The organism is Actinoplanes sp. CA-142083 (assembly GCF_050942195.1).
GTDB lineage: Bacteria > Actinomycetota > Actinomycetes > Mycobacteriales > Micromonosporaceae > Actinoplanes.
Window position 1 is genome coordinate 8,916,440 of record NZ_CP192076.1, and the last position, 12,221, is coordinate 8,928,660.

The following is a 12,221-nucleotide window of genomic DNA, read 5'->3' on the forward strand; positions in this document are numbered from 1 at the left end:
CCTCCAGTGTGCCGTAGGGCTACGGCTCGGCGCGGTGCCGCCCGGGGCGGCCCGGCATGGCGCTCGCGAGCGCGGGCCGGGTGCGGGACTTCTTGATCGTGTACATGGCGTGGTCGGCGGCGCGCAGGGCCTCGTCGGGGTCGCAGGAGAGCGGCGCGAGGTGCACGCCGACGCTCGCGCCGATGCGTACCTCGGCGCCGTCGATCTCGAACGGGGACTCGACGGCCTGGCGGATGCGGGCGCACATGGCCTCGGTGTCGGCCGGGTCGTGCACGCCGGGCATGAGGACGACGAATTCGTCGCCGCCGACCCGGGCGAGCACGTCGTTCTCCCGTACGCATGAGCTCAGTCGCTGCGACACCTGGCGCAACAGCTCGTCGCCGGCCTCATGGCCGTGCGCGTCGTTGACCGGCTTGAAGCCGTCGAGATCGACGAAGAGCACCGCGACCGCGTCGTCGCGCAGCGACGCGCCCAGGGCGTCCTGCATGCGCCGCCGGTTCGGCAGGCCGGTCAGCGCGTCGTGCGCCGCCTCGTGGGCCAGCCGCTCCTGGAACTCCCGGGTGTCCGAGATGTCCCGTGCGTTGATCACGACGCCGTTGAGCGCGGGGTTGTGCATCTGGTTGGACGCCGTGAACTCGAACCAGCGGTACTCGCCGCTGGCCGGCCTGACCCGGCACTGCAGGCGCATGACCGCGTCCCGCTCGCCCAGCAGCTGCGAGAAGTGGTGCAGCATGTACGGCCGGTCCTCGGGATGAACGATGTCGAAGACGCTGGTGCCGACCAGATGGCCGCTGCCGAAGCCGAGCACCTTGCCGGCGCTCGGGCTCGAGTACGCGATCTTCCCGTTCGCGTCGAGCACCGACACCAGGTCGGGGGCGTGCTGGAACAGCGCCTGGAACCGCTCGTCGTTGCGGCGGCGCTGCACCATCGTGCGGTAGCCGAGGATCGACACCGCGGTCACCCCGATCAGGATGATCGCGAGCAGGGTCAGGTTCAGCGTCTGGCTCTTGCTGTGCACCGCGCCGTCGAACGACGACTTCGACTGCACCCGCACGTACGCCCAGCCGCCGGGCAGCTGACCGACCACCAGCGCGAGCATCGCCGTGCCGTCGCTGTCGTACTCGACGAACGTGCCGCTGCGCGGGGCCTGCGCGATCGCCGCCCGGATCGCCGGATCGACCTTCTTGCCGACGTTGCTGTCCTGGTCGGTGGCGCCGATCGTGCCGGTCGAGTCGATCACGCTGGTCGTGTGGGTGCTGTCCTTGAGCCCCTCGAGGTAGCGCTGCAGCGAGGTGGAGGCGACCGCGTTCAGGCCGATCAGGATGCCGGCCGGGCTGGAGCCCACCATGATCGGCACCGCGACCGCCTGCAGGAACACGCCGTCGACATTCATCACCGAGGAGAAGCCGGGCTGGCCGGCGGTGAGCAGGGCGCGCAGCGGCTTCCAGCCGGCGTCGTCGGCCGGTGGCAGCCCGTCGGCGCGGGTCGCGGTCAGCACGTTGCCGCTCAGGTCGGTGATCAGCGCGCCGTACGCGAAGGTCTCGCTCTTGGCGACCAGCGTGGCCAGCGCCTGCCGGTCGGTCACGCTATTCCTGCCCAGATGCAGCACGTGGTCGGTGACGAAGTCGGCGAGCTCGCCGGCCGTCAGCAGCTGAAGCTGGCGGGTGAGCGTGCCGTTGTTGACGGCGAGCGCCTGCGAGTCGGCCCGGTGCACCGTGTCGGCCGCGCGCAGCGCCGAGCGGTTGACCAGGATGCCGATGGTGCCGGCGGCGGCCAGCAGCAACGCGCTGACCACCACGGCAATCCAGTTGCGCAACCGCATGTCCCACCCCTTCCACCGGTTGTCATCGGCACCCGGGCCGAAACCTTCAGGGAAATGCGCCTCCTTAGGGGTTTCCCCGGGAAGATCCCTTGCAACGCCCGCAAATGTCCGACCTTGACGGATTTATGGCAGTGCGGTGGTGGCCCCTGTGGCAGAAGATGGAGGAGTTACGGCGGAACGTAGTTGCGGCGTCGTGGGGATCGGACGATCCTTCGATCTGTTCGGCCGAGCGGCTTGGGGGAGCGCCTATGCGCAGGCTGGTGGTGACGGCTCCGCCGGACACGTCCGCGCCGCGACGCAGCTGGATTCCTGCGCAGCGGCGCAGCCCTTCACCGGTGAAAAGCACGCTCCCGCGGCGGCGGGTCGTCCGATGCGGTCTCAGCGTGACCGGCTTCGGCCTCTCGGCCGTCTTCTACTGCCTTTCGTTCACCCCTTCGCTGCTCCCCCGCTCCTGGTTCCTGCAGGGCGTGGTCGCCGGTCTCACCGCCGCGCTGGGGTACGCGGCCGGCACCGCGATCGGCGCGCTCGTACGGCTGCGCTGGTGGCCGAGCCGCCGCGTCGAGCTGATCGCCTGGCGCCTGCTGTTCGCGCTGGTCCCGGTGCTCATCCTGATCTTCCTTTGGCTCGGCACCCGATGGCAGCGCGACCTGCGGGTCCGCCTCGGCATGGAGCCACAGCAGGAGTACGACGCGATGCGCACCGTCGGCGTCAGCCTGCTCACCTTCGCCCTGCTCCTGCTGACCGCCCGGCTGCTGCGGCTCGCCGCGCACGGCATCGCCCGGCTCCTCGAGCGCCTGGTGCCCGAGTCGGCCGCCTACTGCGCCGGCTTCGTGCTGGTCACCGTGCTCAGCTACGGCGCGTTCGACGGCCTGCTGGTCGACAACCTCTACACCACCGCCGACCGCTCGGCCGCGATCACCGACAGCGGCACCGGCGCCGGCGTCGTGCGGCCGGCGTCGGCACTGCGCTCGGGCGGGCCCGGCTCCCTGGTCGGCTGGGACTCGCTGGGCCGGCAGGGCCGCAACTTCGTGACCAAGGCGCCGACCCAGCAGCAGATCACCGACTTCACCGGCAAGCCGTCGACCGAGCCGATCCGGCTCTACGCCGGGCTGGCCTCGGCCGGCGACGTGCGGCAGCGGGCCGACCTGCTGGTACGCGAGATGGATCGCACCGGCGCGTTCGACCGGGCGGTCGTGGCGGTTTTCACCCCGACCGGCACCGGCTGGGTCGACAACGACGTGACCAGCTCGCTGGAGTACATGTACGGCGGAAACACCGCGCTGGTGTCGATGCAGTATTCGTACCTGCCCAGCGCGCTCTGCTTCCTCTTCGGCCGCACCCAGGTCGTCGACGCGGCATCCGCCCTGATCACGGCGGTGCACGACCGATGGGCCGCGATGCCCGCCACCGCCCGGCCGAAGCTGCTGATCTTCGGGGAGAGCCTGGGGACGTACGGCACCGAGCACACGTTCGGCACGGCGGAGAAGATGGTCGCCGGCGCCGACGGCATCCTGCTCGAGGGGCCGACTTTCGCCAACCCGATCCACCAGCAGCTCACCCGTGACCGGGCCGACGGCACCACGGTGTGGGACCCGTCGTACCCGGCGCTGCCGATCGAGTTCGCCAGCCAGGCCTCGGAGCTGCGCGATCGCACCGGGCCGCCACCCAAGGTCGTCTACATGCAGAACTCGTCCGACCCGGTGGTGTGGGTGAACCCGAACCTGCTCTGGCACCGGCCGGAATGGCTGCACGGCGAGCGCGGCCCCGACGTGACCCCCGCGATGCACTGGTACCCGGTGATCACCTTCTGGCAGACCACCGTCGACCTGATCTTCGCGAACAAGGCGCCGACCGGGCACGGCCACGTCTACAAGTCCGGAACGGTCGACGGCTGGGCGGCGCTGGCCCCGCCGCCGGGATGGACGACCGCCGATACCGTACGGCTGCGTGACCTGCTCGATCGATAGCGGTACGTTCCGGTTCATGATGTTGCAGCGAAAGTTGTCGATCGCGATCGCCGGGGTGGCCGTGCTCGCCGCCACCGCCGGCTTCACCGGGCACGGGCCGCACTGGCAGCTCACCGACACCGGAGTGACCGCGCAGTTCCGCGGCCTGGCGCCGGTCAGCGGCAAGGTCGCGTGGGTGGCGGGCACCGAGGGCACGATCCTGCGAACCGTCGACGGCGGCCGGCACTGGGCCTCGGTCGGCCCGGCGGACGCCGCGGCGCTGCAGTTCCGCGACATCGAGGCGTTCGACGCCCGCAACGCGGTGGCGCTGACCATCGGGAACGGGGCCGACTCCCGCATCTACACAACCTCGGACGGCGGCCGCAGCTGGCGGTCGGCGTTCGTCAACCAGGACGCGAACGCGTTCTACGACTGCATGACGTTCCTCGACCGGCGCAACGGGCTGGCCCTGTCGGACCCGGTGGACGGCAAGTTCCGGATCCTGCGCACCAGCGACGGCGGCCGGTCGTGGCGGGTGCTGCCGACCGCGGGGATGCCGGCGGCGCTCGAGGGGGAGTTCGCGTTCGCGGCCAGCGGCACGTGCCTGGTCTCGGCGGGCGGCAAGGCGTTCTTCGCGACCGGGGGCGGGGCGTCGGCCCGGGTCTTCACCTCGCGCGACGGCGGGCTGCGGTGGTCGGCGACGGACACGCCGGTGCCGAGCGGGCCGAGCGCGGGGATCTACAGCCTGGCGTACCGGGACGCGTCGCACGGGCTGGCCGTGGGCGGCGACTATGTGACGCCTACGTCGGCACCGTCCGGGGCTGCGTATCTGTCGGGCCGGGTCTGGAAGGTCGCCCGGACCGTGCCGGGCGAATACCGGTCGGGCGCCGCTTGGGTGGGGCGCGGGCCGGTGGCGCTGGCGGTCGGGCCGACCGGGAGCGATATCTCGTATGACGGCGGGCGCAACTGGAAGCGGTTCGACACGGGCACCTTCGACGCCGTGCTGTGCGCGGGGGACGGCGCTTGCTGGGCGTCGGGCGCGCAGGGCCGGGTCGCCAAGCTTTCCTGGCACTGACCTCGCCGGGCGGCCGCCGGGCTCTCGCCGGCGGTCGCCCGCAACCCCGACGCGGCTCCCGCGAGCGCCTCGCAGCCTTGATGACTTGCCGCCCGCTCCGCACGCCAACTCACCAACTCCGCCGCGCCCCCGCCTCGCGCCGCGCGGCCTTGATCAGTGCCGCCCGCTCCGCACGCCAACTCACCAACTCCGCCGCGCCCCCCGCTTCCCGCCGCGCGGCCTTGATAAGTTGCCGCCCGCTCCGCACGCCAACTCATCACCGCCTCGCGCCCCTGCGCCCTCACGCCCCGCGCCCTCACGGCCCGCGCCTCGCAGCCTTGATGACTTGCCGCTCGCGCCGCACCCCAACTCATCATGATCGGCCGACCCCGACCCCGACCCCGGCGCCGACGCCGACAGCGACGGCGGTCGGGGCGCCGGTCGTGAAGTGACTGCGCAGTGGGCGCCACAGCATCGCGCTGACCAGGAGCGAGGCCATCGCGGCCAGGGTCATCGCCCCGGGGGCGCCGGCCACCTCGGCGATCAGGCCGACCACGAACGCGCCGACGGCCTGGAAGGTCATGCGGCCGCTGCTGTCCAGGCCCAGCGCCTGCCCGCGGATCCCCTCGGGGATCGCGTCGACCAGGCGCTGCTGGAGTCCGAGCGTGCCGCTGTAGCCGAAGCTCGCCACCGCGACCAGCGCCGCCCCGACCCAGACGCTCGGCGTAAGGAAGAAGAACAGGTAGGGCAACGCCAGCAATGCCTGCAGCGCGTTGACCTGCCGTGCCCGCTGGGCGGCGGGAACCCAGCGGCCGACCACGACGTCGCCGGTCAGCATGCCGAGGGCGGCGGCCACGAAGAGCACGGCGGCGTGGTTTCCGGCGTAGGGCACGTACATCGCCTCGGCGCCGACGATCAGGCCGTTGGGGAGCCAGGCGCCGAGCAGGAGCGGGCGGGTGACGGGGTCGCCGAGCAGCGATTTGTTGGCGTGCCAGGTCGCCCGGATGCCGGCGCGGCCGGTTCCGCGGGGCGGGCGGTCGGCGAGCCCGAAGCGGAAGAACAAAGCCGATATCGCGGTCAGCGCAGCCGCGACAGCCAGCGCCCGGCCGGGGCCCAGCGCGGTGATGACGAGGCCGCCGGTGGCGAAGCCGAGGATCTGCATGAGGCCGACGGAGACGTTCAGGACCGAGCGGCCGAGCACAAAGTTCCCCGGCGCGATGTCGACGATGATGCCGGCCCGCATCCCGCCGGTGATCGAGTCGACGACTCCGACCGCCATGAGCAGGGCGAGCATGCCCCACGGCGGAAGCGCGCCGAGGGCGAAAACGGCGGCGACCGCGGCCTTGACCAGGGTCCAGCCGGCCAGGAAGGCGCGCGGCCGCAGGCGGTCGGTGAGCGACAGCAGGGTCATCGCGCCGATCGCCTGCGGGAAGAGCGCGCCGGCGAAGGCCAGGGCGGAGAGCAGCGGGGATCCGGTGGTCGCGTAGATCAGCGCGGAGAGCGCGAGGCCCTGCATGGTGCCGCCGGCAACCGTGGCGGCGTTGCCCGCGAACAGTGCCCGGAACTCGCCGTTCGCGAAGAGCGCCCGATAGGTGGTCATGACGCCGACCCTCGGATCTTCCGCGCCGGAAGGCTAGAGTTTCGCTCAGGAGCGAAACATGACTAATCTCCGGGTCGATCACGAGACCACGACGAGGTTCGCGATCTCGCCGCTGGCCGAGACGGTCGCGGCGCTGGCCTTGCTGGCCGGGCGGTCCGCTCAGCCTTGGCTGGCCGAGTGGGTCTCCCGCCACCGCCCGGCGCTGGCCGCGCTCCGCGACGCCGACCCGACGTTCGCGGCGTTCGCCGATCTGGTGGGGCGAACGACGTGGATGCCCGACTTCGTGGCGCCGCCGCCCGCCGGCGTGGAGACCCGCTTCGCCGACGAGATCGCCGCGGTGCGCGCCACCAACGGCATCCGCGCCCGCGGCGACCTGATGGTCAGCGTCGGCGGCGCACTGCCGGCGTCACTCGACGTAGCCGACGTGGTGCCGTCCATTGCGGACGGTGTCGAAGGTCTGTGGCAGCGCGTGATCGAGCCCGAGTGGGGACGGCTACGCGCCGTGCTCGAGCGGGATGTCATCCAGCGAGCGGGCCGGCTCGCCACCTACGGTCTGGCCGACGCGCTCGAGGGCCTGCGCCCGCACCTGCGCTGGCTGCCCGACGGCCAGCTCTCGATCAACGACTGGGAGTGGCGCCCGTACGAGATCGGCGGGGCGCAGCTCGTCCTGGTGCCGAACAGCTTCGGCGGCAGCTGGCTCAGCCTCGACCTGCCCCGGGCGGCGGCGCTGCTCTACCCCGCTCAGGGCGTCGCCGCCGCCGAGGAGCCGGCCCGGCCCGACGGTCTCGACCGCCTGATCGGCCACTCCCGGGCGACCGTGCTGCGCGCGCTCGATCACCCGGCCAGCACCACCCACCTGGTCGAGACCCTCGGCATGAGCCTGGGCGCGGTCGGCGACCACCTCGCGGTCCTGCGCGACGCGGGCTTGGTGACCCGCGCGAGGAGCGGGCGTTCGGTGCTCTACCGGCGAACCAGCCGGGGCGACTCGCTCATAGCGTGATCACCCCGGCGACGACGCAGGCCGGCCGACGCTCACCCGGCGACCACATCAGCGACGACGCAGACCAGCCAACGCGCACTCGGCGACCACATCAGCGACGACGCAGACCAGCCAACGCGCACTCGGCGACCACATCAGCGACGACGCAGACCAGCCGAGGCCCACCCGGTGATCACATCGGCCACCGACGCTCACCCGGTGATTACGTCGGCCACGACGCAGGCGATGTTGTCGGGTGCGCCCTGCGCGTAGGCGAGCTCGACCAGCCGGTCGGCCGCGGCCTCGGGATCGGCCACCTCGGCGCTGTCGGCCAGGGCGGCCCGCAGCTCGGCACGCGCGACCACCGCGGAGAGGCCGTCCGAGCAGAGCAGATAGCGGTCGCCGGGCAGCGCCGTGCGCAGGGCGAGATCGGCCTCCACCAGCGGCGCGCTCATGCCGAGCGCGCGCGTGAGCAGTGCCCGCTGCGGATGGGCGGCGGCTTCCTCGGCGCTGAGACGCCCGTGCTCGACCTCGTTCCGCACCCACGTGTGGTCCTGCGTGAGCAACGAGAGCTCACCGCCGCGCAACAGGTAGGCCCGCGTGTCACCGATGTGGACCAGAGCGAGCTGCGTGCCCCGTCGCAGAATCGCGGTCAGCGTGGTGGCCGCGTCCAGCTGGCCGGCATCCCCAGCCCGGCCGGCATCCCCAGCACGCCCCGCATCCCCAGCCCGGCCGGCATCCCCAGCCCGGCCGGCATCCCCAGCCCGGCCGGCATCCCCAGCCCGGCCCGCATCCCCAGCCCGCCCCGCGTCGCCAGCCCGCCCCGCGTCGCCAGCCCGCCCCGCGTCGCCAAAGCGCCCGGCATCCCCAACCCGACCGGCGCGCACGGCCCGGTTGGCGTCTTCCACGGCTGCCGCCAGGCGGGACAGCAACTCGGCCGCCGGCGAGTCGGTCAGCTCGATCGCGCGGAGGGTGTCGATCGCCCTCTCCGCCACGTCGCCGCTACCGCGGGTGCCGTCGGCGACCGCCAGCAGCCGATCGCTCGCATAGGCGGCGTCCTCATTGGTGTCGCGTCCCCGGCCCGCGTCGCGGCGAACGGCGTACCGAAACCTGGTGTCGGACATGACTGCCCCCTTCTGAGACAGGTGCTCGACGAGGAGGGCGACGTTGTGGGCGCGCCCGGCCGTCTCGGCGCTGACCTTCCCCCAGTACGCGGTGATCGCCTCGGCCGCCGCGGACGGTTCCAGGTCGCAGACCCCTCGGATCTCCGCCAGCGGCATCCCGATCCCCCGCAGCCGCGCGATCATCCCGGCCCGGCCCAGCTGGTCCAGGTCGTAGAACCGGTATCCCGACTCCGCGTCGACGGCGGCGGGCGGCAGCAGGCCCAGGTCGTCGTAGAGCCGCAACGCCTTGGGGGTGAGTTTCGCCGCGCGGGCGAACGCCCCGATCGTCACCAGCCCCACGGTGTCATCCTCCTCGTGCCGGCCACGCGACCGGCACACCACACGCTGAGCCTTACCCCAAGGTCAAGGTCAAGCTTCCGTACGCTCGCGGCATGAACCTCGTCGCCGCAAGCACCGCCCTGATCGCCGTCGACCTGATGCCGCGCATCGTGGAGCAGGATATGGGCCCGCATCGCGGCGCCGACGTGGTGGCCCGGACGGTCGCGCTGGCCACCGCCCTGCGACGGGCCGGCGGCACGGTCGTCCTGGTGCGGGCCGAACGGCCGAGGGTGGCTTCGCAGCCGCCCGGCAGCGGCTTCGTTCCCGAGCTGCAGCCGCAGGATGGCGACATCGTGATCGTGAAGCGCACGATCGGCGCCTTCTACGGCACCGGCTTGGCCGAACGTCTGCGCGACCGCGGCATCGACACCGTCATCATGGCCGGACTGGCCACGACCATGGGCGTCGAGTCAACGGCAAGGGCGGCCGCCGACCACGATTTCGAGGTGCTCTTCGCCTCCGACGCGATGAGCGGGATGACCGCAGTGGAGCACGAGCACGCGCTGACCGTCATCCTGCCCCGCTTCGGCGACGTCCACGAAACGAAGGACCTGCTCGAGCGCCTGTGAGCGGCTAACGAGACGCGGGCAGGTGCTCGTCGCTCAGCAGGAGGGAATGCAGTTCGGCGGAAACGCCGGCCACCTGGTCCATGTGGGCGTTGTGGCCGAAGGTGCGCGGGCGTGGGATCGGGATCTCCACCAGCCGGCGTAGCTGGCCGGGGCGGGAGCTCAGGACGGCGACCCGGTCGGCCAGCAGCACGGCCTCCTGGATGGAGTGGGTCACGAAGACGATCGTTGTGCCCAGGTCCATGTGGATGCGCTGCAGCTCGACCGCCAACTCTTCGCGGGTGAGGGCGTCCAGGGCCGAGAAGGGCTCGTCCATGAGCATGACCTTCGGGCTCTGGATCAGCGCCCGGCAGAGGGAGACGCGCTGCTGCATGCCGCCGCTGAGCTCGTGGGGCAGGCGCTTGCGGAAACCGGTGAGGCCGGTCATCTCGAGGAGGTGCTCGGCCTTCGGGCGGTACTCGGACTTGCGCCAGCCGAAGATCTCGACCGGCAGCATGATGTTGTCCTCGACCGAGCGCCACGGGAGCAGGGCCGACTTCTGGAAGACCATGGCGACGTCGCGGCGGGGCGCGCGGACGACCTCACCGGCCACCGTGACCGTGCCGCGGGTCGGCTTGAGGAGGCCGGCGATCATGCGCAGCAACGTGGACTTGCCGCAGCCCGAGCGGCCGATGATGGTCAGGAACTCGCCGTCGCCGATGGTCAGCGAGATGTCCCGGATCGCCTCGACCGGGCCGGACTTTCCCTTGAACGTCTGCGACACCGCGTCGATGGTGATCATCTCAAACCCCCTTGGACCACGGGACGAGCAGCCGCTCGAGCCCGGCGACCAGATAGAACAGGACGACGCCGATGACGGCCAGCAGCACCAGCGCGACGAAGGCCAGCGTCGTGTCGCTGGAGGCGCTCGAGCCCGCGATGACCGAGCCGAGGCCGTGGTCGGGGTTGACCACCTCGCCGATGACGGCGCCGATGATGGCCAGCGGGGTCGCCACCTTGAGGCCCACGAAGATCTGCGGAAGCGCCCACTTGAGCCGCACCTTCACGAAGGTCTGCCACCACGACGCCTTGAGCGAGCGGGCGAGCTCGCGCAGGTCGGACGGGGTGGAGGTGAGGCCGGCCATGGTGGAGACGATCACCGGGAAGAAGCTGACGAGCACCACCATGACGATCTTGGGAGTGTCGCCGAAGCCCAGCCAGACCAGCAGCAGCGGGGCCAGCGCGACCTTGGGGATCGCGTTGACCGCCGCGAGGACCGGCATCGCCATCCGCTCGACCGTGCGGGACGCGGCCAGCGTCACCGCGATGATCAGGCCACCGCCCACGGCGATGACGAATCCGATCAGGACGCGCTGAATCGTGATCCACGACTCCTGGAGCAGGAAGCCGGGCATCTCCATGAACTTGTCGACGACGTCGGCGGGCGAGGGCACGTAGAACGGGTCGATGTGGAACACCACGGTCGCCAGCCACCACACGGCGACCGTGATGACCACGCCGAGGGTGGGGAGCACCGCGTTGGACCACAGCCGCGCCCCGCGGGAGCCCGCCTCGATGTCGGTCATGTTGCTCCGTCCGATTTGGTGTGCGGGGCGGGATGCTACCCGCCCCGCACCATCAATCAGCTAGCTGGGATGAAGCTGAAGTCGACGACCTTGTCCGGCGTCAGGCCCGCCGGCATCAGGCCGTTGCCCTGCAGGATCGCGATGCTGCGCGCGACCCGCTCCTGGTCGAGGTGGCCGAGCGGGGCGCCGTTGGGCGGCGACACGTACGGCTTCATCGCGTTGATCTCACCGACGGCGGCGGGAACGGCCGCGGTCGGCTGGTCCTTGTGCATGATCTCGGCCGCCTCGTCGGGGTGGTCGATCGTGTACTGCAGACCCTTCATGGCGGCCTCGGTGAACTTCTTCACCATGTCCTTGTCGCTGCTGATCAGGTCGTCCCGAGCGATGATCGCGTTGCCGAACAGGTCCGACAGGTACTGGCTGTACGGCATCACGACGACGTCCTTCTTGGAGGCCGTCTCGAGCGCCTTCTTGGACAGCAGGAACGTGCTCAGGCCGTCCACCTTGCGCTGCGCCATCAGCGTGTTTAGGGCGGTGGTCTGGGCGCCCTGGATCTTCACGCTCTTGGGGTCGAGGCCGGCCAGCTTGGCGTACGCCGGGAAGAGCAGCTCGCTCACCGAGCCGGACGCCGTGGCGACGGTCTTGCCGTTGAGGTCGGTCGGCTTGGTGATGCCGGTGTCGGCGGTGGTCATGATCGAGACCAGCGTCTGCTGGTGGATCGCGGCGATCGCGCGCCAGTTGGTGAACGCGCCCTTGCCCGCCTGGATCTCGGCGCCGGTGAAGTCGAGGGCCGCGAAGTCGGCCTGCTTGCCCTTGATCAGGCCGAGGATCTGGGCGTTGCCGGCACCCTTCTGGATCGTGACGTCGAGACCGGCGTCCTTGAAGTAGCCCTTCTCCTTCGCCACCCATGCGAAGGAGTCACGGCCCACCGCGCCGAACGCGGTCACGTAGGTGACCTTCTTCAGCTCGCCCGACGAGCCCGTGCTGCCACCGCTTGCCTTGCTGCTGTCATCGTCCGAACTCGAGCAAGCGCTCGCGGTCACGAGCACTGCGGCCAGCAGCGTCGCCGCCAGCACACGAGATCGTCTGATCATCCAAGCCTCCGTTGACTATTCGTCTATGGACGCCCGTCCGTCCGGCCCTGCGTCCGGACGAGATCGTAGATCAGCCTCGTTGCCGTGTCATGG

General features: G+C 71.2%; 10 protein-coding genes. 4 read left to right on the plus strand and 6 right to left on the minus strand.

Features of this window, described 5'->3' with window-relative positions; translation table 11 throughout:
- Positions 1–19 precede the first annotated feature (19 nt).
- On the minus strand, positions 20–1,822 hold the full coding sequence (locus ACQPZX_RS40825) for a diguanylate cyclase domain-containing protein (RefSeq protein ID WP_433368064.1): 1,803 nt from the start codon (positions 1,820–1,822) through the stop codon (positions 20–22).
- A gap of 383 nt (positions 1,823–2,205) precedes the next feature.
- On the opposite strand from ACQPZX_RS40825, the gene ACQPZX_RS40830 reads away from it, so the two are divergent.
- Together ACQPZX_RS40830 and ACQPZX_RS40835 are read left to right on the plus strand one after the other, a co-directional pair.
- Positions 2,206–3,789: an alpha/beta hydrolase gene (locus ACQPZX_RS40830; RefSeq protein ID WP_433368066.1), complete on the plus strand. Its 1,584-nt coding sequence runs from the start codon at positions 2,206–2,208 to the stop codon at positions 3,787–3,789.
- 16 nt (positions 3,790–3,805) lie between these two features.
- Positions 3,806–4,843 (plus strand): oxidoreductase, encoded by a 1,038-nt coding sequence (locus ACQPZX_RS40835; RefSeq protein ID WP_433368069.1) that lies wholly within the window; start codon positions 3,806–3,808, stop codon positions 4,841–4,843.
- Between the two features lie 352 nt (positions 4,844–5,195).
- Here the strand turns inward: ACQPZX_RS40835 and ACQPZX_RS40840 are convergent, their stop codons facing one another.
- Entirely contained in the window at positions 5,196–6,422 is a 1,227-nt protein-coding gene (locus ACQPZX_RS40840; RefSeq protein ID WP_433368072.1) for an MFS transporter, read from the minus strand.
- A gap of 58 nt (positions 6,423–6,480) precedes the next feature.
- Between ACQPZX_RS40840 and ACQPZX_RS40845 the strand changes: the two genes are divergently transcribed.
- On the plus strand, positions 6,481–7,422 hold the full coding sequence (locus tag ACQPZX_RS40845; RefSeq protein WP_433368075.1) for an ArsR/SmtB family transcription factor: 942 nt from the start codon (positions 6,481–6,483) through the stop codon (positions 7,420–7,422).
- Between the two features lie 191 nt (positions 7,423–7,613).
- Here ACQPZX_RS40845 and ACQPZX_RS40850 read toward each other — a convergent pair whose 3' ends face one another.
- Entirely contained in the window at positions 7,614–8,864 is a 1,251-nt protein-coding gene (locus ACQPZX_RS40850) for a MerR family transcriptional regulator (protein WP_433368077.1), read from the minus strand.
- A gap of 92 nt (positions 8,865–8,956) precedes the next feature.
- On the opposite strand from ACQPZX_RS40850, the gene ACQPZX_RS40855 reads away from it, so the two are divergent.
- Complete coding sequence (locus ACQPZX_RS40855) at positions 8,957–9,472, plus strand: isochorismatase family protein (protein ID WP_433368080.1); 516 nt, start codon at positions 8,957–8,959, stop codon at positions 9,470–9,472.
- Positions 9,473–9,476: 4 nt separating this feature from the next.
- Here ACQPZX_RS40855 and ACQPZX_RS40860 read toward each other — a convergent pair whose 3' ends face one another.
- Genes ACQPZX_RS40860 through ACQPZX_RS40870 form a run of 3 tightly spaced genes read right to left on the minus strand, consistent with a single transcriptional unit; the run spans position 9,477 to position 12,128 of the window.
- Positions 9,477–10,250, minus strand: a complete 774-nt coding sequence (locus ACQPZX_RS40860; RefSeq protein ID WP_433368083.1) for an ABC transporter ATP-binding protein — start codon at positions 10,248–10,250, stop codon at positions 9,477–9,479.
- Between the two features lies 1 nt (position 10,251).
- Complete coding sequence (locus tag ACQPZX_RS40865) at positions 10,252–11,034, minus strand: ABC transporter permease (RefSeq protein WP_433368086.1); 783 nt, start codon at positions 11,032–11,034, stop codon at positions 10,252–10,254.
- 56 nt (positions 11,035–11,090) lie between these two features.
- Entirely contained in the window at positions 11,091–12,128 is a 1,038-nt protein-coding gene (locus tag ACQPZX_RS40870; protein WP_433368089.1) for an ABC transporter substrate-binding protein, read from the minus strand.
- Between the last annotated feature and the right edge of the window lie 93 nt (positions 12,129–12,221).

What these genes read in the sequence shown, in the direction of transcription:
- ACQPZX_RS40835 (WP_433368069.1), top strand. Translation starts at nt 3,806, where the DNA reads ATGATGTTGCAGCGAAAGTTGTCGATCGCGATCGCCGGGGTGGCCGTG.
- ACQPZX_RS40825 (WP_433368064.1), bottom strand. Translation starts at nt 1,822, where the DNA reads ATGCGGTTGCGCAACTGGATTGCCGTGGTGGTCAGCGCGTTGCTGCTG.
- ACQPZX_RS40865 (WP_433368086.1), bottom strand. Translation starts at nt 11,034, where the DNA reads ATGACCGACATCGAGGCGGGCTCCCGCGGGGCGCGGCTGTGGTCCAAC.
- ACQPZX_RS40855 (WP_433368080.1), top strand. Translation starts at nt 8,957, where the DNA reads ATGAACCTCGTCGCCGCAAGCACCGCCCTGATCGCCGTCGACCTGATG.
- ACQPZX_RS40860 (WP_433368083.1), bottom strand. Translation starts at nt 10,250, where the DNA reads ATGATCACCATCGACGCGGTGTCGCAGACGTTCAAGGGAAAGTCCGGC.
- ACQPZX_RS40845 (WP_433368075.1), top strand. Translation starts at nt 6,481, where the DNA reads ATGACTAATCTCCGGGTCGATCACGAGACCACGACGAGGTTCGCGATC.
- ACQPZX_RS40840 (WP_433368072.1), bottom strand. Translation starts at nt 6,422, where the DNA reads ATGACCACCTATCGGGCGCTCTTCGCGAACGGCGAGTTCCGGGCACTG.
- ACQPZX_RS40870 (WP_433368089.1), bottom strand. Translation starts at nt 12,128, where the DNA reads ATGATCAGACGATCTCGTGTGCTGGCGGCGACGCTGCTGGCCGCAGTG.